Here is a 25,817-nt window from a genome sequence, read left to right as displayed (position 1 = left end):
ATCGCCCTTTGCGGCGATGGGGCGCCAGTCTAGTGCAACGCGGAACCGGCAGACGCCTTATTCGTGATGACAATCCGCGCGGCGGACTTCCTCGACGAAGTGCCGCATCCGGTCGCCGTCCTTCAGGCCGGGCGAAACTTCGATTCCGCTGGAGACGTCGACGCCCCATGGCCGCGTGAAGATCACGGCATCGAAAGCGTTCTCGGGTGTCAGCCCACCGGCGAGCAACCATGGTTTGCCAGGGTCCGATGGGATGCGCGACCAGTCGAAGGTCTTGCCGCTCCCACCTTCCCCGCCCGGCGAATGACTGTCGAACAGGAACCCCGCAGCATTCGGATAACGCGCCCGGAGCGGTTTCGCGGCGGCCTGGCCATCATCGCCACCCATTGCCACCGCCTTGAGATAGGGGACGCCAAAGCCGCGGCAGAACGTATCGTCCTCGTCACCGTGGAACTGCAGCAGGGTCGGGCGCACGTGGCGCACGATGTCGCGCACTTCCTCCTGCGGGTTGTCGCGGAACAAGGCCACGGAGTCGACGAATGGCGCCAGTGCGGAGCGCATCGCGCGGGCTTCTTCCGGCTCGACGCGGCGCTTGCTCTGGTGCGAAAACACGAAGCCGACCGCGTCCACGCCCAGTTCGCTGGCCAGGCGCACATCGCCGGCACGGGTCAGGCCACAAAACTTGATGCGGGTGCGGAAGAAGTTCGGCTTCACGGCTTCACTCCAGTTCGATTGCGAGCAAGTGGGTCGCTCATAGCCGGATGCTGGCGGGCAAGCCAAGGCGCTCGACGACATCGGCTGGATAACGGGGGCCAAGGAACACCAGCCCGCTGGCTGGCGCGGTGGGCCCCGCCTTGGTGCGGTCTAGGCCGGCGAGCAACCCGGCGATCCATCCTTCCGGAGCATCGCCGCGTCCGACCACCAGCAAGCTTCCAACAATGTTGCGCACCATATGGTGAAGAAAGGCATTGGCCTGCACTTCGACCGTCACCACGTCGCCGTCACGCGAAACGGTGATTTCCTGCAACTCGCGGCGCGCATGCGGTGCCTGGCACTGCACGGTGCGGAAGGCGGAGAAGTCGTTTTCGCCCAGCAGGGCCTGCGCCGCCCGGTGCATCGCCGCGGCATCGAGGGGACGGCGTTCCCAGGTGAGGACCTGACGCCCCAGCGCGGGCCGGACCGTGCGATTGAGGATCGCATAGCGGTACCGGCGCGCGCGGGCCGAAAAGCGGGCGTGGAATTCTTCCGGGACTGGCACGCACCAGAGTGCGCCGATCGCTGGTGGCAGTTTGCTCGTCGTACCCAAAACCCAGCCACGCGGATCGCGGCGCACCGGGCTGTCGAAGTGGATGACCTGGCCGGCTGCGTGGACGCCCGCATCAGTGCGGCCTGCGCAGATGGTCGCGATCGGCGTACCCGCGACGAACGTCAACGCATCCTCGATCACCGACTGCAGGGTGAGATAGCCCTCGGGATCGCTTTCACCGTGCTTGCTCAGGCGCTGCCAGCCACTGAACCCGGTACCGTCGTATTCGATGCCCATCGCATAGCGATGCACGGATGGCGCAAGGGCATCGGACAACGCTGGCGTGGCTTGCGGCATGGGTTCCGTGGCGCCGGCGGGCCCGGCACATGCTTTTCAACGACGTCGCCTGCTTCGCGAGTTTGCGAAGCGGCGACGGAGGCGGGCGATACGTAGCGGGACCTGTCCGCGCTACGGCGGGGTCACTCCAGTTCGCGCAGCATCCGCGCCGCCTGCTGGCGGGCGGCATGGTCGCCGTTGATCACCACTTCGCCCAGCAGCTGGCGGGCACCGGGGAGGTCACCGAGGTCGAGATAGGCGCGAGCGAGCTCGAGTCGTTCATGGGCAGCCTGCGCCGCCGGATCCAGCAGGTCACGCTGCATGGCGCCGGTGTGCCAGGCGGGCACGGCGCGCGCGGGCGGTTCGGGCGCGCGGGCTGGCGCGACGGCGCCAGTTCCCGCCGGGCTAATGATTTCGGTTTCGATTTCGGTTTCGATCTCATCTTCGAAATCGATGCCAGCCAAGCCCGCGCCATCCAGGCGCGGCGCGAACGCGTCGGCGATCGAAGGTGCCGCGGAAGCCGTCACTGCACGGAAGCTGGGCTTGGCGGCATCGCGACGACGCAGGAACCAGGCGATCAGGCCGCCCAGCACCAGCGCGCCACCCAGCGCGACCACCCAGGGCATTGCCGACGTCTGCGGTTGCTGCTTCTGGTTCTGGGCGAGGCGCTGCTGCGCCGCGGCCAGTTCGCTGTCCTTCATGGCGATCAGCTGCTGTTGTTGCTGCTGCAGCTTCTCGAGCTCGGCGACGCGGCTCTTGAGGTCCTGCGTCTCGGCCTCGCGTGCCGCGAGGGTTTCCTTCGTCTGGGTCAGTTCCTGTTGCAGCATCGCACCCTCGCCTCCGGCACTGATGCCGGATTGTGTGCCCGCCTTGGTCGCATCGCTTGCGCCGGGCGGGACGATTTCCAATCGCGCATCGGCAACGCGCGGAGCCTTGGTCGCCGAAGCCTGTGCAGGCTTCGAGACGGGCGCCGCCGTCGCGTTGGCCGCCGACACCTCGGCGTCGGCCGGCTGTGGCGCGGCGCGGCGCGATGCACGCCATTCCTGGATCTGTGCATGGACGATGGCATTGGCCTGCTGCGCATCCAGCTCGGTCATCGCGACACCGGCCGGAGCACGCAATACCGTGCCCGCCTTGAGACGGTTGATGTTGCCGCCAATGAACGCGTCCGGATTCGCGCGCAACAGCGCAATCATGGTCTGGTCGAGCGAGCCTGGGCCCGCAACGTGCGCGGCGATGGCGGACAGCGTGTCGCCGCTGCGCACTTCGTAGTCGCCACTATCGGGCAGCGGGCGCGAAACCGGTGCCGGCGCCGTTGCCACCTGCGGCGGCGGTGCGACGGGCTGCGGCGGCGTGGGCGTGGGCGTGATCGCCTGGGCGTCCGGCTGCGTGCTGTCGCTGGGTGCGGGTTCCGGCTCGGGCTGCGCGGCCACGGTTTGGGCGGGCTCGGCCGGACGCTCGATGATCGCGGGCGCTTCCGTCGTCGGTGCGGCAATTTCCGGCTGCAGCGGCGCGGACACCGTGCGTGGCGTGTCGATCAGCGCGGAGTATTCACGGACCAGCCTGCCCTGCCCCCAGTCGACCTCGACCAGGAAGGTCAGCAAGGGTTCGTCCACCGGCTGCTGGCTGGTGACCCGGATCACCGGGTTGCCGCGGGCATCCAGCGCCTGGGTGAACTGAAGGCCAGCAATAATGCCGATGGGAGGACGCAGGCCAATGCGGGAGAAGGTTTCCGGCGAAGCCAGGCCGGCCTGCAGCTGTTCCAGCTCGGCCGGATCGCTGGTGATGATCGGAATCTCGGCCACCAGAGGCTGGCCGATCTTCGACTTGACCTCGATCTGGCCCAGCCCCAGCGCGGACGCGCCAAAGCTGGCGGAGACCGCCAGCAGCGCCAATACGGTTCCCGCGATTCTTTTCACGACAGGTCTCACGCCACTCCCCTGCATGACTCTAGCCCCCAGTGCAGGCGGTTTGCAATGAAGCTGCCGCAAATGGCTGAGCGGATTCAGATTTCTAACCGGTCAAGGACGGGCCGCGGCGCAAACCGCGGTCCCGAGCCGCCGGTCAGCGCTCAGCGATGACCAGTTCCGCCAGCTGCACGGCGTTGGTCGCGGCGCCCTTGCGGATGTTGTCGGCCACCACCCACAGGTCGAGGCCGCGCGGGTGCGAGACGTCCTCGCGCACGCGGCCGACGTAGACCGGGTCGGTGCCGGAGGCGTGGGTCACGGGGGTCGGGTAACCGCCGGCCTTGCGCTCGTCGACCAGCTCCAGCCCGGGCTGTGCCGCCAGCAACTCGCGCGCCCTGTCGACGCTGATCTTCTCGCGGGTCTCGATGTGCACGGCTTCGGAATGGCCGTAGAACACCGGCACGCGCACGACGGTGGCGTTCACGAGGATGTTGTCGTCGCCGAGGATCTTGCGGGTCTCGGTGACCAGCTTCCACTCCTCGGTGGTGTAGCCGTTGTCGAGGAAATCGCCGCCGTGCGGGATCACGTTGAACGCGATCTGCACCGGATACACCTTGGGCTTCACGTCCTGGAAGTTGAGCAGCGCGGCGGTCTGCCGGCCCAGTTCCTCCATCGCCTTCACGCCGGTGCCGGACACCGACTGGTAGGTGGCGATGTTGATGCGTTCGATGCCCACGGCGCGATGGATCGGCGCCAGGGCGACCATCAGCTGCATGGTCGAGCAGTTCGGATTGGCGATGATGCCGCGCGGACGGTTCTTCATGGCTTCCGGGTTCACTTCGGCCACGACCAGCGGCACGTCGGCATCGCCACGGAAGCTCGAGGAATTGTCGATGACGACCGCGCCTGCGGCGGCGAACTTCGGTGCATATTCCTTCGAGACCGAGCCGCCGGCGGAGAACAGGGCGATATCGACACCCTTGGGGTCGAAGGTCGCGAGATCCTCGACGACCAGCTGGCGTGCGCCGAAGTCGATCTTGCTGCCGGCCGAGCGTTCGCTCGCCAACACGTGCAGCTTCCCGATCGGGAATTGGCGCTCGGTGAGCACCTTCAGCATGGTTTCGCCGACAGCGCCGGTGGCGCCGACTACTGCAACGGTGTACGTGGTCTTGCTCATTGTTGCGATGGTCCTGTGATGTGGCGGCCGGGCAGCGTTGGGAATTGTGCGCCTTGCCGGTCGCGGAATTGGGTTGGCGGGCGAAACGGACGCGCGGCGCGGCTGCAACAGGGGCTTCCGGAACCCGATCCCGGGAAGCTGCAAGCAACCGGCCGCTATCGTTTGCCAAAGTCCGGTTTGCCAGAGTCCGGTTTGCCGGAGTCAGGTTTTTTCGGGGCCGCTTTTGCCGGAATGCGCGGGCTCACCTCGCCCACGTCGCCACACTGCGCGCGATGGCGCAGGGCCTGGTCCATCAGCACCAGCGCCACCATGGCCTCGCAGATCGGCGTGGCGCGGATGCCGACGCAGGGATCGTGGCGGCCGGTGGTCACGACTTCGACCGCATTGCCCGCCGTATCGAGGCTCTGCACCGGCAGGCGCAGGCTCGAAGTCGGCTTGAATGCGGTCGAGCAACGCAAGTCCTGGCCGGTGCTGATGCCACCGAGGATGCCGCCGGCGTGGTTGCTCAGAAAGCCATCGGCGCTGATTTCGTCCCGGTGCAGGCTGCCCTTCTGGGCGACGGAGGCAAAACCGTCGCCGATCTCGACACCCTTCACCGCGTTGATCGACATCAGGGCAGCGGCCAGTTCGCCATCGAGCTTGCCGTAGATCGGCTCGCCCCAGCCCGGCGGCAGGCCATCGGCGATCACGTCGACACGCGCGCCAACGGAATCGCCGGACTTGCGCAGGGCGTCCATGTAGCTTTCCAGCTCGGCGACCTGCGTGGCGTCGGGCCAGAAGAAGGGATTGGATTCGACGACGGCCCACTCGACGTTGTCGACGTCGAAGGCACGTGGGGTGACGTCGCCGATCTGCGCCAGGTACCCGCGCACCTGCACGCCGTACTTTTCGGCCAGCCACTTCTTCGCAACGACCGCGGCCGCCACGCGCATCGTGGTTTCGCGCGCGCTGGAGCGTCCACCGCCGCGCGGATCGCGGATGCCGTACTTCTGCCAATAGGTGTAGTCGGCGTGGCCGGGGCGGAACTGCGCGGCGATGTTCGCGTAGTCCTTGCTGCGCGCATCGGTGTTGCGGATCAGCAGCGCGACCGGCGTACCGGTGGTGACGCCTTCGTAGACGCCGCTGAGGATCTCGACTTCATCCGCCTCGTGCCGCGCCGAGGTGTGGCGGGTCCTGCCGGTGGCGCGACGCTCCAGGTCGTGGTGGAAGTCCTCCGGTGCGATCGCGAGGCCCGGGGGGCACCCGTCGATGACGCAGCCGATCGCCGGACCGTGGCTCTCGCCGAAGGTCGTCACTGCGAACAGCTTGCCGAAGGTGTTGCTGGCCACGTGGAGTCCTGGAGCCGCTGCCCGCAACGGGACGTTCGGCACGGGGTGAAGTGGGTGGGTTAAGGCCTTGAAATATACGGGAAACCGGCTGGGGCGTAGCGGCCAGGCTCATGCGATGTCACTAGGCGGCTGCCCCGGAGGAAATCAGCCGCGCGCGTCCGCGAGCTGTTTGATGCGGGCATGGTGCTCGACCAGGTCGTGGCGTTCGACCACGAAGATGCCCATTTGCCCGACTTTGAACTCGACCCATGCCATCGGCAGCTCCGGCAGCAGGTCGGCCAGGGCCTGTTCGGCCTCGCCGACTTCGCAGATCAGCAGACCGTGCTCGCTCAGGTGTTCAGGCGCATCGCGCAGGATCTTCAACGCAAGGTCGAGGCCGTCGTCGCCCGCGCGCAGGCCCAGTTCCGGCTCGTACGAATATTCCTTGGGCAGCGCATCGGTTTCGGCGTTGGTGACGTAGGGCGGATTGGTGACGATCAGGTCGTAGACCTCACCCTTCAGGCCATTGAACAGGTCCGACTTGCGCAGCGTGACATTGGCCGCATGCAGGCGTTCCTTGTTCTCCCCGGCGAGCGAAAGCGCGTCGTCGTTGATGTCGGCACCGTCGACCTGCCAGTTCGGATGGTAATGCCCGGTGGCGATGGCGATGCAGCCCGAGCCCGTGCACAGGTCGAGCACGCGCTCGACGTCACGACCACCCAGCCAGGGCTCGAAGCCGGCAATGATGAGTTCAGCGATCGGCGAACGTGGCACCAGGGCGCGGCGGTCGCTCTTGAAGTTCAGGCCCGCGAACCATGCCTCGCCCGTCAGATACGCCGCCGGCACGCGTTCGCTGACGCGGCGCTGGAGCAGCGCCAGCACCTTCGCCTTCTCGTCCGCCGTGACACGCGCGGGGCCGTACACCGGACTGAGGTCGTGCGGCAGGTGCAGCGCGTGCAGAACCAGCTGCGTGGCCTCGTCCAGGGCGTTGTCGTAGCTGTGGCCGAACGTCAATCCCGCCTCGTTGAAGCGGCTGCCGCCGTAGCGGATCAGGTCGATGATCGAGACCTGTTCGAAAGCGGGGGATTCGGCCACGGGGCGGGTTCTGCGGGAAAAGGGGCACCGATTATACGGGCGGCCGCGGGCGGGGCTGCCCGGGGGATTGCGGCCGGACCTGGCATCCAGGTGAAGCATCTGCGGTCGACCACGGCTGGCCGCGGGCGCGGTTCTGACGGTGGTGTCTTGGGATTGGCCGCGGGCCAGTACCATGTGCGCGCATTTCGAAGGAATCCCAGATGTTCAACCGCACCACCCTCTATGTCCTGATCGCCGCGGTGGCCGCCGCGCTGGGCCTGCTGGCCGCCCAGACCTGGTTCACCCACGCGCCGGCGGGATCGCGCCCGGCCCTGAAGGCCGCGCGCCTGTTCGATCCGCCGCGCGAAATCCCGTCGTACTCGCTGCGCCAGTCCGATGGCACGCCGCTGGTCCCGGGCGAGCTGAAAGGCCACTGGACCCTCGTATTCCTCGGCTTCACCCATTGCCCGGACGTCTGCCCCACCACGCTCGCGCAACTGGCCGCTGCTCAGAAGCAGTGGGCGGCGCAGCCGGAAGCGACGCGGCCCCGCGTACTGTTCGTGTCGGTCGATCCCGAACGCGACACTCCCGATGCCATCGGCGAATACGCCCACGCCTTCCATCGCGACACGCTCGCCGCGACCGCCGACGTGCCGGCGCTGGAAACGTTCGCGCGGTCGCTGAGCATGGTCTTCGCCAAGGTGCCCGCGCCCGCAGGCGCTCCCGCCGACCAGTATTCGGTGGACCACAGCGCCTCGCTGGCGGTGCTCGACCCGCAGGGCCGGCTGACCGGCTTCATCCAGCCCCCCTTCGACCCCAAGGACATCGCGACCGACATGACCGCCCTCAGCGAGGCCAGCCAGTGAGCCCGATCACCGCACTCACCTATGTCCTGCCGCATCGCCTGCTGTCGTCGCTGGCGCGCAGGCTGGCCTATTCGCGCAACCCCGCCATCAAGCAGTGGCTGATCGACACGGTGACGCGCAAGTTCGGCGTGAATCTCGGCGAAGCCGCCAATCCCGACCCCACCAGCTATCCGACCTTCAATGCCTTCTTCACGCGCGCATTGAAGCCGGGTGCCCGCGTGGCCGACGCCGATCCCCACACGATCCTCATGCCGGCCGACGGCAAGATCAGCGAATGCGGCCACATCGGCCGCGCCGACGAAGGCGTGCTGCACGAGGATTCGGGCCACATCTTCCAGGCCAAGGGCCACGGGTTCACCACGGCGGAGCTGCTGGCCGACGAGGAGGCCGCGCGCGCGTTCGATGGTGGCGTGTACGCGACGGTGTACCTGTCGCCGAAGGACTACCACCGCGTGCACATGCCCTGGACCGGAACGCTGCGCGAAACCGTGCACGTGCCGGGGCGCCTCTTCAGCGTGGGTCCCGATGCGGTGGGTTCGGTGTCGCGCCTGTTCGCGCGCAACGAGCGCGTGGTGTGCCATTTCGACTGCGACTTCGGGCCGATGGCGGTGGTGATGGTTGGTGCGTTGTTGGTATCCGGCGTCGAGACCGTGTGGGGTGGCGTGGAGATTCCACCCTATGGCGGTCCCGTCACGGTGAAGGACTATCGCGGCCAGAACATCGTGCTCGAGCGCTTTGCCGAAATGGCGCGCTTCAACTACGGCTCGACGGCCATCGTGCTGTTGCCGAAGGGTGTTGCCGAACTGCATCCTGCATTGCGGGCGCAGTCGCCCGTACGCTTGGGTGGGCCGCTCGCAACACGGATCTGATGCCGATCTTGCAAGGGCGATCTTGCAAAGGCGATCCTGCAAAGGCGATCCTGCAAAGGCGATCCTGCAAAGGCGATCCTGCAAGGGGCCATGCCTGTCCGTCCTGCCGTATTCCCTGGAGACCGCTGATGCGCCAGCTTTTCACCGTGAGTACCGCTGTTGTTATCGCCAGCCTCGCCCTGTCCCTGTTCTGTTCGACCGCCAACGCCCAGGCGCCTGCCCCCGCCGCAAAGAAGGGCATCATCGTCCAGGGTGGCCGGGAAGCGATCGGGCCGAAGCAGGATGATCCCCGCGCCGTGACCGACAACGACTGCACCGAAAACCCCATCGCGCAGGGCGGGAAGCCGGGCACTGATGATCCCGCCGCGAAACAGGGGATCGTCGTCCAGGGTGGCCTGGAAGCCATCGGGCCGAAACAGGACGACCCGCGCAGCGCAGCCGCCAGCACCACCTCGATGCGCGCCATTGGTCCCAAGCAGGACGACCCTCGTGCGGCTACGGGCTGCCAGCGCAAGAAGACAAAGACCTGAAGGCCGAATAGTTGAAAGGGAAAAAGGCGGCCGAGGCCGCCTTTTTCACGCGCGGCCGATCACGCGCGCCGGCCCGCACCGCATGCGGACAATCCGATCAGGGCCTGCGCGATCCAGTAGGTTGCCAATACGACCACCACCGCAGCGGGAAACGGTGCGACGAAACGGTCAATCGCAAGCGTCGCGTCCGAAGCCACGAAAAACGCGCCCCCCAGTGCGGCCGATGCGGTGGCACGACCGGGAGACCGCGCCCACACCGCGGCGGCCTGTGCAGCCATGGCCGAGAGGATCAACACGTAGGCATACACGGGCCAACGCAGGGGCTCCGGCAGACGCGGTGCCAGCACGGCGGACACAGCCACGGCCACGACGGCATAGAGGGCAAACGGCCACCAGCGGGCGAACAGCCGGGCCCGGCAGCAGAAGGCATACAGATAGGCGACGTGTGCACACAGGAAGCTGGCCAACCCGAACACGAACCAGTCCGGTCCTTGGGGCGTGGGCACGAGCATGAGGAAGACATCGCCGAGCATCGACAGCGGCAGCCCGATCAGGACCGCGCCCCGGTAACGCGCATCGACGGAAGGGGAGACGACCACCATCCCCGCAATGAGCAAGGTGGCCAGCGGTTTGCACGCGTAGTGCAACCAGCGCAGCTCGGGCGACACCGCGCCCGCAATGGCCAGCACCGCGAGCGCGCACACCGCCACGATCCAGCGCGTGCGGGCTCCGCGTGGGGCCGTCAACGATCCTGTCACCATCCCCTTCCCCCTTGCCTATACGTCAGTCGGCGGCGCAGCCCTTGAGCTTCAGCCTCTGGCCGGGCCGGATCGCGTAGCGCGGCGCCTTGATCTTGTTGTCCTTGGCGAGATCGTCGATATCGCACTGGAACTTCCGCGCGATGGCGATGAGTGTCTCGCCCCGCTCCACGCGATGATCGCGCGGTTTTGCTGCCTTCGGCTTTTCCTTCTTCGCGGGCCTCGGCGGCAACGTCGCCAGCGCCGGTTCGCCCTCGGTCTCCGCCGCGCCTGACGCTTCATTCATGCCGACCGTCGTCACCGGCCCCGTACGCACGATCGCGTTGTTGGGGTTGCTGAGCACCAGCGTGCGCGCAAGCTCGGCACGCGGTCCCGAAGTGCACCAGCGGTTGTAGAGGCCGACGATCTTGGTGGTCGCATTGATCGTGGTACCCGCCGACAGCGAGCTTTCGGCCTGGTAGCGCGGATTGAGGTTGCGCAGCGCGCGCATGTAGCCCTCGCGTTCGCCGCGGTTGCCCAGGCAGATCGTCAACTGGTAGATCGAGCTGGGCTGCGCCAGGCGCAACGGCGCCGGCTTGGCATCCACTTTCGGGAAGGTCAGTCCGTATTCGTTGGGATGCAGGAACAACCACGCCGCGGCAATCACCATCGGCACGTAATCCTGCGTTTCCGACGGGAACTGGTTGTAGACGTCGGCTTCCCAGAAACTGCGCCCGCCGCTGCCCTGGTACACACGCAGCGCGCGGCCCTCGCCGCCGTTGTAGGCGGCCAGCGCGAGCTCGATGCTGCGGTTGAGCTGGCCCATGCGCTCGTTGAGGTACGACGCGCTGGCCTCGGCGGCGGCCCGCGGGTCGTAGCGTGTGTCGAATCCCGTCCCGTCGTCGCCCAGGCCGAAGCGGCGGCCGGTGCCATACATGAACTGCATGGGCCCGGCGGCGCCGGCGCGCGAGGTCGAATGCACCTTGCCGTTGGATTCCTTGGCCATGATGCCGAACAGCAACGCTTCCGGCAGGCCGGCACGCTGGTACTGCGGCCACATCAGGTGGCGCATGTACTGGTAGTTCTCGTAGCTGTTGACCAGCGGACCGCGCATGTCGGTGAGCCAGCGACGGATACCTGCCTGCACGGCGGGGTTGAACTGGACCATCTTGTCGAAACGGTGGTCGTCCGCCAGCAGCTTCGCGGCACGCGCCGCCTCGGGCACATCCGCCGTGAGCGGACTGGCATGGTCGTCGCCGTCCTCCGCTTCCTCGTCCGATGCATCCGCCTCGGCATCGGCATTGAGCTTCAGCAGGCGCTTGTACGTGCTGAGCATGGTCGGCACGGAACAACCTTTCTGCTTCATGCAATTGGCGATCACGTCTTCCATGTCCTCCAGCGCCGTGTCGCTCTGTGCCTGCCCGGCCGGGTCGGCATTGCCGATCTTCACCATGGCGTCGCGGTATTTGCTTTCGGCATCCAGCATGCGCTGGGTGAGCGCGTCGATACTGGTTTGGTCGCGGCGCGACAGCGCGGCGGCGTTGCCGGAAAGGATTGCAAGGACGGCAACGGCGAGGATGGAACGGAACATCTGGGGCATCGGGCGGGCACACGTAGGGGTAATGGCAGGGTAGAGGGCGATGCTGGCGACCGCAATGGCGAAAAATGCGCCACCTCGTCCGCATTGATCATCCGTTGTGGCGGAACTTTGACCGAGGCAACGAATTAACTTCCGGAATTGGTGTTCGCCCCGGAAGGAAAGTTCGGTGCTGGCATAGAATCCCGGCAACCAACCCTCCGGCCCCACCCATGGCAGACAACGTGCTTCCCGGCAACGCGATCCTGATCGGCAAGTCGGTCACCTCCCCGGATTCCCTGCCGGAAACCCACGGCCAGGTCTTCCTGCAGGGGCGCCTGGGCAATCGCCACGGCCTCGTCGCCGGTGCCACCGGCACGGGCAAGACGGTCACGTTGATGACCATCGCGGAAGGCTTCTCGCGCATGGGTGTGCCGGTGTTCCTCGCCGATGTGAAGGGCGACGTCGCCGGTCTCGCCATGCCCGGTGCGCCCAGCGACAAGCTGCAGGCGCGGATCAAGGACATCGGCATCGCCGATTACGCAAACGAAGCCAACCCGGTCGTGTTCTGGGATCTGTTCGGCAAGAACGGGCACCTGGTGCGCACCACGGTCAGCGAGATGGGTCCGACCCTGCTCTCGCGCATCCTGGAACTCAACGACACCCAGAGCGGCGTCCTCGACATCGTCTTCAAACTCGCCGACGACCGTGGCCTGCTGCTGCTCGATCTCGAGGACCTGCGCGCCCTGCTCGGCCTGGTCGCCGAGGAACGCAAGGACGTCTCCACCTCGTATGGCCTGGTCAGCACGCAGTCGATCGGCGCGATCCAGCGCTCGCTGCTGCGCCTGGAGCAGGAAGGCGGCGACATGTTCTTTGGCGAGCCCGCGCTGGAACTTGCCGACCTGATGCGCACGACCCCCAATGGCCGCGGCGTGGTCAACATCCTGGCGTCGGAGCAGTTGATCCTGAAGCCGCGCCTGTATTCGTCGTTCCTGCTGTGGCTGCTTTCGGAACTGTTCGAGCAGCTGCCGGAAGTCGGCGACCTCGACAAGCCCAAGCTGGTGTTCGTGTTCGACGAAGCGCACCTGCTCTTCGATGACGCGCCGGCCGCCTTGCAGCAGCGCGTCGAACAGGTCGTGCGCATCATCCGCTCCAAGGGCGTCGGCGTGTACTTTTGTTCGCAGTTCCCCGACGACGTGCCGGACGACATCCTCGGCCAGCTCGGCAATCGCGTGCAGCACGCTCTGCGCGCCTTCACGCCGCGCGACCAGAAGGCGGTGAAGACGGCGGCCGAGACGTTCGTGCCCAATCCCAGGCTCGATGTCGCCACTGCGATCTCGCAACTCGGCACCGGCGAAGCGCTGGTGTCGACGCTGCAGGACAAGGGCATCCCGATGCCGGTCGAACGCACACTGATCGCCCCGCCGCGTTGCCGCATGGGCGCCATCACCGATGCCGAACGCGCGCAGGTACGGGCCGGCAGCCCGGTCGGCGCGAAGTACGACAAGGCCATTGATCGCGAATCCGCGGCGGAAATGCTGGCAAAGAAGGCCGAGGCGGCCACGACCACGGCCGATGCGCCCGCTGCCCGCACCCGCGAGCAGGACGACGCCGAGGACAGCGGTTTCGGCCAGGCGGTGAAGGACGCCGTGTTCGGTACCCGGCGACGCCAGGGCATGGTCGAAGCCATGGCCAAGCAGACCGCCCGCACCGTCGGCAACCAGATCGGCCGCCAGATCCTGCGCGGCGTACTCGGCGGGATCTTCGGAAAGCGACGCTGATCGTCATTGCACGTTGTCGCTGCGCGTCCTTTTGCTGCAGCGCAGGTTGACGCTGCCCGCGCCTTCACCTCGAATGCGCATCCTTTGCCCTTCATCCCACAGGAATGTCCCGATGAACCGGAAGTTGCTGCTACTTGCCGTCGTTGCCACGCTCGCCGTCGCGGCGTGCAAGCCACAGGCCCCTGCTGAACCCGTCGCTCCCACGGCGCCGGCCGAACCTGCGGCTCCCGCTGCGGCGGCACCGGTCGCCGTCGAGTCCGCACCTGCAATGACTGCGGCCGATGTGCCGTTCGACATCAAGGGGTTCGCGGGCACTTTCACCGGCACCCTGCCCTGCGCCGACTGCCCGGGCATCGACACCCGGATCATGCTCAATGCCGATGGCAGCTACGCGCTGCACGAGGCCTACCAGGGCAAGGGCAATGGTGTCGATGGGGATGGCACCTGGACGGCCGAGGAAAACGGCAAGCGCATCCGCCTGGATCCGAACTCGAAGAGCCAGCAGGATCGCCTCTATGCGGTGACGTCAGCCGACCAGATCGACGCACTGGACTCCGCTGGCATGCCGATCGAAAGCACGCACTCGACCACGCTCAAGCGCGAGGCGGCGAAGCAGTAAGCCGGCGCGTACCGTAGAGGACGCTCCGTAGAGGATCGGGCCGCCCGCATCGCGGGTTGCCCGGTCCCGGGTCGCTCAACCTTCTCCCTGCTTGCCCTGCCCGGGCCGTTTGCCCTGCTCGATCCGCTCGCGTGCGCGGCGCCGCGACTCGTCTGCCTGCAACAGCAATTTGTAGGCGCAGTAGTACTTGTAGATGTTGCGCACGTACGTGGTGGTCTCGATGCCGATTTTTTCGGCGGTGACGACCTCGACATTGTTGAACCACTTGTCCGGATTCAGCCCGCGGCTGGCCGCTTCGCGTCGCATCCGGGCGATGTTGCCGGGGCCGGCGTTGTAGCTGGCGAATGCGAACAGTGGCCGCACCTGTTCGCTGAAATGCGCGTCCTTGAAATAGCTTGTCATCAGCTGGTCCATGTACTTGGCGCCGGCGTGGATGTTCGGCTCGACGTCGCGGATATTCCCCACTTTCAGCTGGGCACCGGTGGCCGGCATGATCTGCATCACACCGACGGCGCCGACATGGCTCTTGGCGTCCTGGTGCAGGCGCGACTCCTGGTAGCCCTGGGCCGCGAGCATCAGCGGATCGAAGTCGTACTGGCTGCCGTACTTGCGGAACAGCGCGATCACCTGTTCGAACTGCTTGCGTTCGCTATCGGCGGTGTTGTTGCCGATCTGCCTGATCTGCTTGTGGAACTGCGCCAGCCGGTAGTCGATGACGCCCTGCTTCCTGGCGTAATTGCGATAGAAATCGTCGAGGGCAGCTGTCAGTTGCGGGCTGTCCTTGCGGATGGCCCAACCGACGTAGCCCTGCTCGCGCAGCACCAGGTCAGCGCGCACCTTTATCGCCGGCAATACCTGCGCCCAGAGCTGCGCTTTCCAGTCATCGACGACCGCATATTCGAGCAGGCCGGCATTGAGCATCTCGAGGATGTCCTCGTCCTCGAGCTCATCCGGCAGCGGCACGATCCGGATCGCCGGTTTGCCGGCCTTCACCAGCCGCTCGCTGAGCGCCTTCACGCTCTCGTGGTAGCTGGAGGACGGGCGCACATACACGCTCCGACCGGCCAACTCGTCGAGGCTCGCGATCGCGGGCGAAGCCGGACCGGTGACGAGCAGCTCGCGGACCGGCTTGCGGTCGCGTGGCGCCACGAAGTCGACCGTCCTGAGCCGCGCTTCGGTGACGGTCAGGTTGCCCGCGGCGATATCGCCCTGCCCCGCTGCCACGCCTGCCAGCAGGCGATCGCGGGTGGTCGGGATCAGGTAGAACGTCACCGGGCGCTTGCCCAGCCGGCTGGCCAGCTTCTTGTTGATGTAGTGCTCGAAGTCGCGGACCAGCTCAGCCGTCATTCCACGTTCGCGACCCTTGTCAACGAAATAAGGGGTGCGGCTGTACGGCACCAGCACGCGGATCATCCGGCGTTCGACCATGGCGTCGAAGTCGCCTTTCCAGGGCTTGTTCTCCAGGCTGAGCGTGCGCCCGGCGTACGGGGCGGCCGCGGTATCGCCTTCGGGCTGGGATTCCGGGGCGGCTTCCTCGGGCGTCGTTTCGGCCGCAGTTTCGGCGGTGGTTGCAGCGGGAGTTTCCGGCACGGCCGTCGTGGGAACGGGCGCTGCCGGTGTGGCCTGCGACGCTGGCGGCGACGCCGTCGACCTGGCGGGAGCTGGTTGCTCGGTCTTCCCGCATGACGACGTGCCCAGCAGCGTCGCAGCGGCCAGCAGGCAGGTCATCGCCGCGCGCAACCGCGCGCGGGCGGGAATCGCGACGGGGCTGTTCATGGAGCCTCCTGCGTGCCGACTCAACGAAAGGAAACGGTGCAGCATCGGGTGCGCGGTCGCCTCGTCCGGCGCCGTCCCTGAAACGGCGGTCATGCCGCCCTAAGATAGGTGGCAACTCCATACTCGTTGCTGCCATGTCCCGCTGGCGCCCTCCCGCAGAGAAAAGCACCGCGTTGATCACGCGCGAAGGCCACGCGCGGCTGAAGTCCGAGCTCGACGAGCTGTGGCGCGTGCGGCGACCGGAAGTGGTCAAGGCGCTGGCCGCCGCCGCGGCCGAGGGCGACCGCTCCGAGAACGCAGAATACACCTACCGCAAGAAGCAGCTCGGCGAGATCGATCGGCGCGTCCGGTACCTCTCGAAGCGGCTTGAAGTGCTGCGCGTGATCGGCGACATGCCCGCCGATCGTGAAGCCGTGTTCTTTGGCGCCGTGGTGGAAGTCGAGGACGTCAGCAGCGGCGAAACCCACCGCTACCGCATCGTCGGCCCCGATGAAACCGATGCGAAGCTCGGTTTCATCAGCATCGATTCGCCGCTGGCACGGGCGATGCTCAAGAAGCGCCTGGACGATGAATTCGAGGCGTTGCTGCCCGGTGGTCAACAACGCTTCGTGATCGTGTCGGTCGAGTACGCATCTGCCTGAAGTCACGCATCGCCATCGGTGCCGAATACCGCTTCTGATCCGGACTGACTGATCGAAGCCGCAGCGCGACGGCCACCTCCGGGTGGCCGTTGTCTTTTCAGCGACCCGGGATCGGCGACTCCGCAATGGCGGGCAGAGCGGACATCAGCGGCCCTTCTCGCCATCGTGGCGCGCGTGTTTCGCGATGTCTTCGTATTCCGTGCGCAGCTGGTCCAGTTCGCCTTCTTCGCGCTCCTCCAGGTCCATCATCCGGTTGTGCGCGCCGCGGGTCGCACGGATCAGCTCGTCGAGCTTGAGCTGCATCGCTTCCGTATCGCGGTTCTGGGTGTTCTGGATCAGGAACACCATCAGGAAGGTGATGATGGTCGTGCCGGTATTGATCACGAGTTGCCAAGTATCGCTGAAACCGAACAGCGGGCCGCTGATCCCCCATGCGGCGATCACGGCCAGGGCGAGGCCGAAACAGACCGGCCGCCCCGTGAAGCGCGAAGCCGCCTTGGCCAGATGCGTGAATCCGCGTGTCTGATGCATGTCTCCACCTTTTGGGTTACCGGACACCAAGAGTATGCGCAGCCATGGTGAGCAGGCGTCGTTGGCGACCGGGCACGCAGGTGGTGGCATGGCCGCTCTGGCTGAGCGCCACCGTTGAACGGTGCGGATGTGCTGCACCGTACGGATACTCGACCGAGGAGCACTGCCGGCCTCCCCGGCTGGCCCAAGCGCCGGCGACCTCCGGGCATCGCCCGACAAAGGAAGAGCCATGAACCGTCCCAACCGCCTCGCAGCAAAGCTGCTGGTCCCCATGCTGCTTGCCGTCACCGCGCTGATCCCGGCCACGTCCGCCGCCCAGGAGCCCGGCAAGGTGATCGTATCCATCTACCGTGTCGCCCCGGGCAAGCAACTGGAATTCCTGCGCTGGCAGGCCGCGCGCGATGCCGTGGCGACCGAGACGGGCATCGGGGCGACCCAGTGGTATGTGCATACGGATGGCGACAGCTGGGACTACGTAGGCATCAGCCCGGTAACCACTGATGCCCAGGACGACAAGATGGATGCTCTCAGCAAGAGCAGGAACCTGACGACCGGCTTCAAGGCGTCACTTGAATTCCGCACCATGATCGCATCGCACACCGACACCTACGCGCGCGGGCCGACTACGGCGGCCGCGCTGGTCGAAGCTGCCAAGTGATCCGCTGCGCTGCCAACCGGTGACCGCGTCCCGTGCGGTTACCGGTTGATCGGGCCCACGGACGTTATCTCCGTCAACCTGCGGGGGTCAGGTCGTGGTCGTGTGAGGCCCAATGGACATACGTCGCGCCCAGCACTGCGCCAAAAACGACGTGCGCCAGGGCCGCTCCCCAGTTGCGCGCTTCGGCGAACCACGGGAACAGTGTCGTGAACCCGTAGAAGTTCAGTGCGTACAGCAACAGGCCGTACCCCGCACCGATCAGCGTGGCGGACTGGAGCGAGCGTCCCTTGGCGAAGAACGCAAAGAAGAGCGCATACACCAGCGACATGACGAAGTGCAGGATCACGGCGGCCAGGGTGACCGATACGTCGGCAGTGACAGGTGGCGCCAGCATCGCGCTTCCCTGGGTGATGGCGGCGATCATCCGGATCATCACGCCGGGATTGACTCCCATGACGAAGCGCGTGACCAGCAGTTCGAGCACCAGGAAAATGGCGCCGGCGGCAAGTCCGGCCCACACGACAGCCTTGCCGGAGATGTGTGAGCCCGGGACGGTGAAATGAGGGCGGTGGGCGATGGTGGCAGGCATAAATCCTCCTGCGTGCGGCATCGCGGTGGCGACCAAGGCATCAAACCCTGCGTCGGCCAGCGCCGCACGCAGGAGCACTACAGCACAGGCTTTGTAAAAGGCCTGTTCAAAGGCCGGGCGCCCGGGACGCGCCCGACCGGCTTCAATCGGCGAATTGAACCTCGCCGTAGAGGTCGTGCTCGTCGCTGCCCATGATCTCGACATCGACGAATTCACCCGGCTTGAGGCCGGCCTCGAAACCGTTCTGGATCTGCACCAGGCCATCGATTTCCGGTGCATCGGCCATCGAGCGCGCGATCGCCAGTTCGCCATCGAGCGCATCGACCAGGCAGCGCTGCACGCTACCGACCTTGGCCTCGAGCTTGGCGGTGGAGATCTCGGCCTGGCGCTCCATGAAACGGGCCAGGCGCTCCTGCTTCACTTCTTCCGGCACCGGATCGGGGAGATCGTTCGCCGCCGCGCCTTCGACCGGTGAATAGGCAAAGGCGCCGACACGGTCGAGCTGCGCTTCGTCGAGGAAGTCCAGCAGCTCTTCGAACTCGGCTTCGGTCTCACCCGGGAAACCGACGATGAAGGTCGACCGGATGGTGATGTCCGGGCAGATGTCGCGCCACTTGTGGATGCGCTCGCGCACCTTGTCCACCGCTCCGGGACGCTTCATCAGCTTGAGCACGCGCGGGCTGGCGTGCTGGAACGGGATGTCGAGGTACGGCAACAGCTTGCCTTGGGCCATCAACGGAATGATCTCGTCGACATGCGGATACGGATACACGTAGTGCAGGCGCGTCCACATGCCCAGTTCGGACAGGCCTTCGCACAATGCCTTCATCCGTGTCTGGTACTGCCGGCCGCGCCATTCGCGCTCGGCGTACTTCACGTCGACGCCGTAGGCACTGGTGTCCTGCGAGATCACCAGCAGTTCCTTCACCCCACCCATCGCCAATTTCTCGGCTTCGCGCAGGACCTGGTCGACCGGGCGCGACACCAGGTCGCCGCGCATCGACGGGATGATGCAGAAGCTGCAGCGGTGGTTGCAGCCTTCGGAAATCTTCAGGTAGGCGTAATGCTTCGGCGTCAGCTTGATGCCGACATCGCTGTCGTCGACTGGGCGACGGGGCACCAGGTTGATGAAGGGGTCGTGCTTGGGCGGCAACGCCTTGTGCACGGCTTCCATCACGCTGGCGTAGTCCTGCGGACCGCTGATGGAAAGCACGCCCGGATGCGCCTCGCGGATGATTTCCTCGCGCTTGCCGAGGCAGCCGGTCACGATGACCTTGCCGTTCTCCGCCAGCGCCTCGCCGATCGCGTCCAGCGATTCGGCCACGGCCGAATCGATGAAGCCGCAGGTGTTGACCACGACGACATCGGCGTCGTCATAGGTAGGCACCAGGTCGTAGCCTTCGACCTTGAGCTGGGTGAGGATGCGTTCGGAATCGACCAGCGCCTTCGGGCAACCGAGGCTGACGAAACCGACTTTGGGATTGGCAAGGGACATGGCGACCGCAAATTCGAGAAAAAACAAGCAATTATACCGGGCCGGCACGACCCGGACCGGTGGCTTGCGGTGCGGGGCCGCGAAGCGGTTAATAACCACTTACCCGCCCTCGCCCGCACCCTGCCCATGAGCCGCTGGATCGACCTGAACACGCCTCATGGACCGGTCCAGGCCTGGCGCGCCGACCCGCCGGGTCCCTCACGCGGCGGCGTCGTCGTGCTGCAGGAGATATTCGGGGTCAACCCTCACATCCGCAGCGTGGCCGATCGGCTGGCGGCCGCCGGGTTCGTGGCCCTGGCGCCCAGCCTGTTCGATCCGGTCGAACCCGGGATCGAACTGGGTTACGGCGAAGCGGAGGCGCAACGGGGGGTGGAGCTGCGCAACCGCGTCGGATTCGACCGCGCCGTCGACGTGGTCGAGGCCGCCGCCAACGAACTGCAGGCGGAAGGCCTGCGCACTGGCGTCGTCGGCTTCTGCTGGGGCGGCAGCGTGAGTTTCCTCGCCAATACGCGCCTGGGCCTGCCCGCGGTGAGCTACTACGGCGCGCGCAGCGTGCCGTTCCTCGACGAAGTCGCGCGGGCGCCGCTGATGTTCCACTTCGGTGCGCGCGACAAGAGCATCCCTCCGGGCGACATCGAGCTGCATCGCGCGAAACAGCCAGCCGCCAAGGTCTTCGTGTACGAAGACGCGGACCACGCCTTCAACCGCGACGTCGACAACAGCCACCACCACGCCGCCAGCGCTACTCTCGCCTGGCAGCGCACCCTGGACTTCCTCGCGGAGAGCCTGCGATGAACCGCTCGACGCAACTCGTAGGCTGGCACCTGCATCCGCAACTGGCCGACGATACACATCCCGTCGCGCACTTCGCCCTGAGCGACCTGCAACTGATGGACGACGCCAACCATCCCTGGCTGATCCTGGTGCCGCGGGTGGAAAACGCGGTGGAATGGTCGGACCTGGACGACGCCCAGCAGGCGGAGCTCACCCGCGAAATCAACCGCGCCTGTCGCCTGCTGCAGGCCGAGTTCAAGCCGAACAAGCTCAACGTGGCCGCGCTGGGCAACATGGTGCCGCAGTTGCACGTGCACGTGATCGCGCGCTTCCACGAGGACATCGCGTGGCCGCGGCCGGTATGGGGCATGGCCACCGCGCAGCCGTATTCGCCCGAGGAACTTGTCCGCCGCATCGAGCGATTGCGCGCGGCGCTGGCATGAAGCCAGACAAGACCCGCCCCCTCGAAGCCATCCAGGTGGAATCCCTCGCCGACGACGCCCTGTTGATGCGGCTGGGCGACCGCATCGATTCCGCGACCAACGCGCGCGTACATGCGCTATGCGAACGCATTCGCGTGCGGCCGCCGGCGTGGCTGCGCGACCTGGTGCCGGCCTACGCAAGCGTTGGCGCGTTCTTCGATCCGCTTGCCGTCGAAGCCGACCACGTGGGCCGCTGGCTGCGCGCGCAGCTCGAGGCATTGCCCATCGACATCGTGGCGACACGCGATGCGCGGACCGTGGAAATCCCGGTCACTTACGGTGGCGAAGCCGGACCCGACCTGGAAAGCGCCGCTGCCGAACTCGGCATGACGCCAACGCAGCTCGCGCGACGCCATGCGGCAGGCGAATACACCGTGGCGATGATCGGCTTCGCACCTGGCTTTCCCTACCTGCTGGGCCTCGATCCCGCCCTCGCCCTGCCGCGCCTGGCGACGCCACGCACCGTGGTTCCCGCCGGGAGCGTCGGCATCGGCGGCGCACAGACCGGCATCTATCCGCGCGAAAGTCCCGGTGGCTGGCGCGTGATCGGACGCACGCCCCTGGCCCTGTTCGATCCCACGCGCGAACCGCCGGCGCTGCTGGCGCCCGGCGATCGCGTGCGCTTTGTCTCGGTGGAAAGGTCCTGATGCTGCAGGTGGTTTCGCCCGGACTGCTCACCACCATCCAGGATGGCGGCCGCTCAGGTTGGCGCCACCTCGGCGTTGCGCAGTGCGGCGCGCTCGATGCCGTCGCTGCGGCGCTGGCCAATCACCTTGTTGGCAACGCCGCTGGCGAGGCGGTGCTGGAACTCACACTGCAAGGCCCGACGCTCCGCTTCGAGCACGCCGTGCGCCTGGCTATCTGTGGCGCCCGCGTGCAGGCGCGGTTCGAATCCGCCTCCGGCGCGATGTACACGATCGAATCCGGTCGCCCGATCGAACTGCCCGCCGGCACCCTGCACATCGGCGCACTGCGCGATGGCGCACGTGCATGGCTCGCGGTCGCGGGGAGCCTCGACGTGCCCATGGTGCTGGGTAGCCGCAGTACCGACCTGCGTGGCGGGTTCGGTGGCTGGGAAGGGCGCGCTGTGCAAGCGGGAGACCGCCTCGTGCTGCGCGATCCGCCATCGATCGCATGCACGCAACCGCGCATGCCGAAGTGGTGGATCGATCCCGCCTTCGATGAGCGCGGCATGCCGATCCGCTATGTGCCATCGCCACAGGCAGGCGCCACGCTGGACGATCGCGCCTGGCAGGTCGGCAATCGCAGCAACCGCCAGGGCGTGCGGCTCGAGGGTGCATCGCTCGAGGTCGCGCGCCATGAGGAGATTTCCGCGCCGGTCGCACCGGGCACGGTGCAGTTGCCCCCCGACGRCCAGCCCATCGTGCTGCTGGCCGACGCCCAGACGGTGGGTGGTTATCCGCGGCTGGGCCACGTCATCGCGGCCGACCTGCCCCGCCTGGCGCAACTCCGGCCGAGCGATACGGTGCGTTTCCAGTCGTGCAACACGCAAACCGCGACACGCCTCGCTTGCGCGGCGCGTGCGCGGGTCGCCAGAATCGCGCTGATGATCGACCAACAACTACCCAGGGGAAATTTCGGATGAAGGGCAACATCATTGCAGCGCTCGTGCTGATCATCGTCGGCACGCTGTTCCTGCTGCGAAACCTCGGCTTCAACGTTCCAGGCCTCGGCAACCTGATCTCGACGTGGTGGCCGGCAATCCTGGTCGTGGTCGGCCTCGGATTGCTTTTCAACCGCAAGTAACGCCACGGTATCGTGCGCATCGACTTCAACTGCGATCTGGGCGAAGGCTGCGGCGATGACGCCGCGATCATTCCCCTGATCACGTCCGCCAGCATCGCCTGTGGCGGACATGCCGGCGATGAAGCGACGATGCGCACCACCTTGCGTTTGTGCCGCGAGCACGGTGTCGCCGCCGGTGCGCACCCGGGCTACCCGGACCGGGAAAATTTCGGCCGCCATGAAATGCCGCTTGCGGCCGCGCAGATTGGCGAACTGGTCGAACACCAGCTCGCCACGCTTGCAGGCATTGCCGCATCCGAAAATATGCGGCTTGCGCACGTGAAGCCACACGGCGCGCTCTACAACCTTGCCGCACGCGACCGCAGTGTCGCCGAGGCGATTGCCGCGGCGATCGTGCGTTTCGATCCGCGGCTGGTCCTGTTCGGCCTGTCCGGCTCGCGGTTGACCGCGGCCGGCGAGGCGGCGGGCCTTCGCGTCGCCCACGAAGTCTTCGCCGAACGGCGCTATGAGGCCGACGGCACCCTCACTCCGCGAAGTCGCGCGGACGCGGTGATCCACGATCTCGACGAAACCATCGCCCAGGTGCGCGGCTTCGTTCGCGATGGGGGCGTGACCGCAAGAACCGGCGAACGCCTGGCGTTGCGCGCCGACACCCTGTGCCTGCATGGCGATCGCGCCGACGCGGCCGCCTTCGCGCGATCGATCCGCGACGCGCTGGAATCGGACGGAATCCGCATCCTGCCGGTGGGAGCAAGCGCATGAACTACTGGCCCCTGCTGGGCATTGCCGTGGTCGTGGCCGGGTTCGTACTGCGACTGAATCCGGTGATCGTCGTGGTCACGGCCGGCATCGTGAGCGGCGTGGCCGCGGGCATGTCCCTGCCCGACCTGCTCGCGCTGCTGGGCGAAAGCTTCGTCTCCAACCGCGCCCTGCTGCTGTTCGCCTTCACCCTGCCCACGATCGGGCTGCTCGAACGCGCGGGCCTGCGCGAGCATGCGCTGGCATGGATCGGACGCCTGCGCGGCGTCACCCTGCCGCGCCTGCTCACGACTTACCTCGGCGTACGCCAGTTATTGGGCATGGCGGGGCTGGTCGACATCGCCGGCCACGCGCAGACCGTCCGCCCGCTGCTGGCGCCGATGGCCGAATCTGCCGCCGAGAAAGCCCACGGCAAGCTGGACCGCGCACATGTCCAGCGCGTGCACGCACTGGCGGCGGCCACCGACAACGTCGGGCGCTTCTTCGGTGAGGACGTGTTCCTCGCCTTCGGCGCGGTGCTGTTGATCCAGAGCTTCTTCAACGAACACGGCATCACGTTGCAGCCTATGGAGATCGCCCTGTGGGCGCTACCGACGGCGATCGCAGCCTTCGTGATCCACGCTATCCGCATCGCATGGTTCCAGCGCAACCTCGTGCGCAGCGCCGAACCAGCGGGAGCCAGCCATGCTGCGGATTGAGCATTTCTACTGGGTGCTGGCGGCGTTCCTGCTGTTCGCGGGCTGGCGCAACCTGCGCGAGGGGCGCTTCGCGCATGCGCTGTTCTGGAGCCTGATTGCCGTGTTGTTTGCGAGCGGCGAAGCCGTGCTCGCCGCAAGCAAGGCCGGCAGCCGGCTCCCCGCCCAACTCGCAGGCGTCGCGGTCATCCTGCTGGCCCTGCTGGCGACCAGGATGCGCCGCGAACACATCGCCGAAGCACCAGAGGAACAGCGTCGTGCGTCCGCCGAGCGCCTGGGCCATCGCCTGTTCGCGCCGGCCCTGCTCATTCCATTGGTCACCGTGCTGATCGTGTTGGTCGGCGCGAAGCTGCGAATCGGCGCAACCCCGTTGTTCGCCGAGGGCAACATCACCCTGCCCGCGCTTGCCCTGGCAGGCATCATTGCCGCGGTGGCCGCGATCGTCGTCACGCGCGAACCTCCGATCCGGGCCGCCCTCGAAGGCCGGCGCCTGCTCGACACGATGGGCTGGGCCGCGTTGCTGCCCCTCGTGCTTGCGACACTGGGGGGCGTGTTTGCGGCCAGCGGTGTCGGCGAAGCAGTCTCGGCGCTGGTCTCTGCCGTGATCCCCGCCGACAGCCGCGTGGCGTGCCTGCTGGCGTTCGGCCTGGGGATGGTGCTGTTCACCGTCATCATGGGCAATGCGTTCGCGGCATTCCCGGTGATGATGGCGGGCATCGGCCTGCCGCTGCTGATTCACCGACATGGCGCCGATCCCGCGGCACTGGGCGCGATCGGCATGGTCACCGGCTACTGCGGCACGCTGATGACGCCGATGGCGGCCAACTTCAACCTGGTGCCCGCCGCCCTGCTCGAACTCGACGACCCCAATGCCGTCATCCGCATGCAACTGCCTACTGCAATCCCGCTGATGCTGGTGAACCTGCTGCTCATGTATTGGCTGGCGTTCCGGTGAGCGCGACGAAACAACCCACGGTGCTGCTGACCGGTTTCGCCCCGTTTGCAGGCGAAAAGCTCAATCCAAGCTGGGAGGCGGTCCGCATGCTGCGCGGCCGGCGCATCGGTGGACACCGCATCGTGGCGCGCCAGCTGCCGGTGGAGTTCGGCACCGCGTTGAAGGAGCTGCGCGCGGCCATCCGCGACACCCGGCCGTCGCTCGTGCTGTGCGTGGGCCAGGCCGGCGGCCGCGCGTCGATGTCGCTGGAGCGGGTGGCGATCAATGTCGACGACGCGCGCATTCCCGACAACGCCGGCGCCAGCCCGATCGACCTCGAAATCGTCAGGGGCGGCCCGGCCGCCTATTTCACCGGCCTGCCGATCAAGGCGATGCTGGCCGCGCTGCGCGACGCGGGAATTCCCGTAGAGGTGTCACAGACCGCGGGCACCTACGTCTGCAACCATGTCTTCTATGGGCTGATGCATGCGCTGCGCAACCGCAAGGTGCGTGGCGGCTTCGTGCACATCCCCTACTCGCCCGAACAGGCCGCGCTCCATCCCGGCGCGCCGAGCCTGCCGGTCGAGACCGTTTGCCACGGCCTGCGCATCGCATTGCAGGTCGCGCTCGCTACGGGCGTCGACCACAAGCTTGGCGCAGGCGCCGAACACTGAAAATCACGAGGAGTCTG

General features: G+C 66.8%; 28 protein-coding genes. 16 read left to right on the top strand and 12 right to left on the bottom strand.

From position 1 onward, the window contains the following. Nucleotides 1-57: 57 nt before the first annotated feature. The 6 genes from ACXJJ9_RS11975 to prmB form a co-directional block, all read right to left on the bottom strand. Nucleotides 58-714 carry a phosphoribosylanthranilate isomerase gene (locus ACXJJ9_RS11975; RefSeq protein ID WP_457097376.1) on the bottom strand — a complete coding sequence of 219 codons (657 nt, stop codon included), beginning with the start codon at nt 712-714 and terminating at the stop codon, nt 58-60. Nucleotides 715-751: 37 nt separating this feature from the next. Continuing rightward, the gene (gene truA / locus ACXJJ9_RS11970) at nt 752-1,603 is read right to left on the bottom strand and encodes a tRNA pseudouridine(38-40) synthase TruA (RefSeq protein WP_457097375.1); all 852 of its coding nucleotides are present in this window, start codon (nt 1,601-1,603) and stop codon (nt 752-754) included. Between the two features lie 122 nt (nt 1,604-1,725). Further along, nucleotides 1,726-3,501, bottom strand: coding sequence for a FimV/HubP family polar landmark protein (locus ACXJJ9_RS11965; RefSeq protein WP_457097374.1), 1,776 nt, complete (start codon nt 3,499-3,501; stop codon nt 1,726-1,728). Between the two features lie 145 nt (nt 3,502-3,646). Further along, nucleotides 3,647-4,666, bottom strand: coding sequence for an aspartate-semialdehyde dehydrogenase (locus ACXJJ9_RS11960; protein ID WP_457097373.1), 1,020 nt, complete (start codon nt 4,664-4,666; stop codon nt 3,647-3,649). 155 nt (nt 4,667-4,821) lie between these two features. After that, a complete protein-coding gene (gene aroC / locus ACXJJ9_RS11955) occupies nt 4,822-5,994 on the bottom strand; it encodes a chorismate synthase (protein WP_457097372.1) in 1,173 nt (390 codons plus the stop codon). A gap of 144 nt (nt 5,995-6,138) precedes the next feature. After that, entirely contained in the window at nt 6,139-7,068 is a 930-nt protein-coding gene (prmB, locus tag ACXJJ9_RS11950; RefSeq protein ID WP_457097371.1) for a 50S ribosomal protein L3 N(5)-glutamine methyltransferase, read from the bottom strand. Nucleotides 7,069-7,268: 200 nt separating this feature from the next. Here prmB and ACXJJ9_RS11945 point away from each other — a divergent pair, with 200 nt between their 5' ends. The 3 genes from ACXJJ9_RS11945 to ACXJJ9_RS11935 all read left to right on the top strand — a co-directional run bounded on the left by ACXJJ9_RS11945 (nt 7,269) and on the right by ACXJJ9_RS11935 (nt 9,312). Next, nucleotides 7,269-7,913: an SCO family protein gene (locus tag ACXJJ9_RS11945; protein ID WP_310053247.1), complete on the top strand. Its 645-nt coding sequence runs from the start codon at nt 7,269-7,271 to the stop codon at nt 7,911-7,913. Next, nucleotides 7,910-8,782 carry an archaetidylserine decarboxylase gene (gene asd / locus ACXJJ9_RS11940; RefSeq protein ID WP_457097370.1) on the top strand — a complete coding sequence of 291 codons (873 nt, stop codon included), beginning with the start codon at nt 7,910-7,912 and terminating at the stop codon, nt 8,780-8,782. Before ACXJJ9_RS11945 ends, asd begins: the two co-directional genes overlap by 4 nt. Before the next feature lie 128 nt (nt 8,783-8,910). Beyond that, nucleotides 8,911-9,312 (top strand): hypothetical protein, encoded by a 402-nt coding sequence (locus tag ACXJJ9_RS11935; RefSeq protein WP_457097369.1) that lies wholly within the window; start codon nt 8,911-8,913, stop codon nt 9,310-9,312. A gap of 59 nt (nt 9,313-9,371) precedes the next feature. Here ACXJJ9_RS11935 and ACXJJ9_RS11930 read toward each other — a convergent pair whose 3' ends face one another. Beyond that, the gene (locus tag ACXJJ9_RS11930) at nt 9,372-10,016 is read right to left on the bottom strand and encodes a lysoplasmalogenase (RefSeq protein ID WP_457097368.1); all 645 of its coding nucleotides are present in this window, start codon (nt 10,014-10,016) and stop codon (nt 9,372-9,374) included. 79 nt (nt 10,017-10,095) lie between these two features. After that, nucleotides 10,096-11,649, bottom strand: a complete 1,554-nt coding sequence (locus tag ACXJJ9_RS11925) for a transglycosylase SLT domain-containing protein (RefSeq protein ID WP_457097367.1) — start codon at nt 11,647-11,649, stop codon at nt 10,096-10,098. Between the two features lie 209 nt (nt 11,650-11,858). On the opposite strand from ACXJJ9_RS11925, the gene ACXJJ9_RS11920 reads away from it, so the two are divergent. Both ACXJJ9_RS11920 and ACXJJ9_RS11915 read left to right on the top strand, forming a co-directional pair. Next, the gene (locus ACXJJ9_RS11920; RefSeq protein WP_457097366.1) at nt 11,859-13,406 is read left to right on the top strand and encodes a helicase HerA-like domain-containing protein; all 1,548 of its coding nucleotides are present in this window, start codon (nt 11,859-11,861) and stop codon (nt 13,404-13,406) included. Between the two features lie 112 nt (nt 13,407-13,518). Further along, complete coding sequence (locus ACXJJ9_RS11915) at nt 13,519-14,025, top strand: copper resistance protein NlpE (protein WP_457097365.1); 507 nt, start codon at nt 13,519-13,521, stop codon at nt 14,023-14,025. A gap of 75 nt (nt 14,026-14,100) precedes the next feature. Here the strand turns inward: ACXJJ9_RS11915 and ACXJJ9_RS11910 are convergent, their stop codons facing one another. Then, nucleotides 14,101-15,801 (bottom strand): transglycosylase SLT domain-containing protein, encoded by a 1,701-nt coding sequence (locus ACXJJ9_RS11910; protein WP_457097364.1) that lies wholly within the window; start codon nt 15,799-15,801, stop codon nt 14,101-14,103. Between the two features lie 134 nt (nt 15,802-15,935). Here ACXJJ9_RS11910 and greB point away from each other — a divergent pair, with 134 nt between their 5' ends. After that, nucleotides 15,936-16,442: a transcription elongation factor GreB gene (greB, locus tag ACXJJ9_RS11905; protein WP_310053258.1), complete on the top strand. Its 507-nt coding sequence runs from the start codon at nt 15,936-15,938 to the stop codon at nt 16,440-16,442. 144 nt (nt 16,443-16,586) lie between these two features. On the opposite strand, the gene ACXJJ9_RS11900 is transcribed toward greB, so the two are convergent. Next, the gene (locus ACXJJ9_RS11900; protein WP_457097363.1) at nt 16,587-16,973 is read right to left on the bottom strand and encodes a low affinity iron permease family protein; all 387 of its coding nucleotides are present in this window, start codon (nt 16,971-16,973) and stop codon (nt 16,587-16,589) included. Between the two features lie 229 nt (nt 16,974-17,202). On the opposite strand from ACXJJ9_RS11900, the gene ACXJJ9_RS11895 reads away from it, so the two are divergent. Next, on the top strand, nt 17,203-17,631 hold the full coding sequence (locus ACXJJ9_RS11895; RefSeq protein ID WP_457097362.1) for a hypothetical protein: 429 nt from the start codon (nt 17,203-17,205) through the stop codon (nt 17,629-17,631). A gap of 73 nt (nt 17,632-17,704) precedes the next feature. On the opposite strand, the gene ACXJJ9_RS11890 is transcribed toward ACXJJ9_RS11895, so the two are convergent. Continuing rightward, the gene (locus ACXJJ9_RS11890; RefSeq protein ID WP_457097361.1) at nt 17,705-18,220 is read right to left on the bottom strand and encodes a hypothetical protein; all 516 of its coding nucleotides are present in this window, start codon (nt 18,218-18,220) and stop codon (nt 17,705-17,707) included. Nucleotides 18,221-18,362: 142 nt separating this feature from the next. Further along, nucleotides 18,363-19,715 carry a 30S ribosomal protein S12 methylthiotransferase RimO gene (gene rimO, locus ACXJJ9_RS11885; protein ID WP_457097360.1) on the bottom strand — a complete coding sequence of 451 codons (1,353 nt, stop codon included), beginning with the start codon at nt 19,713-19,715 and terminating at the stop codon, nt 18,363-18,365. Nucleotides 19,716-19,841: 126 nt separating this feature from the next. Between rimO and ACXJJ9_RS11880 the strand changes: the two genes are divergently transcribed. Genes ACXJJ9_RS11880 through pcp form a run of 9 tightly spaced genes read left to right on the top strand, consistent with a single transcriptional unit; the run spans nt 19,842 to nt 25,800 of the window. Continuing rightward, entirely contained in the window at nt 19,842-20,510 is a 669-nt protein-coding gene (locus ACXJJ9_RS11880) for a dienelactone hydrolase family protein (protein ID WP_457097359.1), read from the top strand. Continuing rightward, nucleotides 20,507-20,932 carry an HIT family protein gene (locus ACXJJ9_RS11875; protein ID WP_310053265.1) on the top strand — a complete coding sequence of 142 codons (426 nt, stop codon included), beginning with the start codon at nt 20,507-20,509 and terminating at the stop codon, nt 20,930-20,932. The genes ACXJJ9_RS11880 and ACXJJ9_RS11875 overlap by 4 nt, the downstream gene beginning before the upstream one ends. Then, the gene (pxpB, locus tag ACXJJ9_RS11870) at nt 20,929-21,618 is read left to right on the top strand and encodes a 5-oxoprolinase subunit PxpB (protein WP_457097358.1); all 690 of its coding nucleotides are present in this window, start codon (nt 20,929-20,931) and stop codon (nt 21,616-21,618) included. The genes ACXJJ9_RS11875 and pxpB overlap by 4 nt, the downstream gene beginning before the upstream one ends. Further along, a complete protein-coding gene (locus ACXJJ9_RS11865) occupies nt 21,618-22,577 on the top strand; it encodes a 5-oxoprolinase subunit C family protein (RefSeq protein WP_457097357.1) in 960 nt (319 codons plus the stop codon). The genes pxpB and ACXJJ9_RS11865 overlap by 1 nt, the downstream gene beginning before the upstream one ends. Then, a complete protein-coding gene (locus ACXJJ9_RS11860) occupies nt 22,574-22,738 on the top strand; it encodes a LiaI-LiaF-like domain-containing protein (protein WP_457097356.1) in 165 nt (54 codons plus the stop codon). Before ACXJJ9_RS11865 ends, ACXJJ9_RS11860 begins: the two co-directional genes overlap by 4 nt. A gap of 12 nt (nt 22,739-22,750) precedes the next feature. Next, on the top strand, nt 22,751-23,500 hold the full coding sequence (locus ACXJJ9_RS11855) for a 5-oxoprolinase subunit PxpA (protein WP_457097355.1): 750 nt from the start codon (nt 22,751-22,753) through the stop codon (nt 23,498-23,500). Further along, a complete protein-coding gene (locus ACXJJ9_RS11850) occupies nt 23,497-24,195 on the top strand; it encodes a DUF969 domain-containing protein (RefSeq protein WP_457097354.1) in 699 nt (232 codons plus the stop codon). The genes ACXJJ9_RS11855 and ACXJJ9_RS11850 overlap by 4 nt, the downstream gene beginning before the upstream one ends. After that, entirely contained in the window at nt 24,182-25,147 is a 966-nt protein-coding gene (locus ACXJJ9_RS11845) for a DUF979 domain-containing protein (RefSeq protein ID WP_457097353.1), read from the top strand. Before ACXJJ9_RS11850 ends, ACXJJ9_RS11845 begins: the two co-directional genes overlap by 14 nt. After that, a complete protein-coding gene (gene pcp, locus ACXJJ9_RS11840) occupies nt 25,144-25,800 on the top strand; it encodes a pyroglutamyl-peptidase I (protein ID WP_457097352.1) in 657 nt (218 codons plus the stop codon). The genes ACXJJ9_RS11845 and pcp overlap by 4 nt, the downstream gene beginning before the upstream one ends. Nucleotides 25,801-25,817 lie beyond the last annotated feature (17 nt).

The organism is Lysobacter sp. P5_B9, assembly GCF_054049835.1.
Note: the sequence above shows the minus strand (reverse complement) of the source record. Positions and strands in the feature narration are given on the sequence as shown.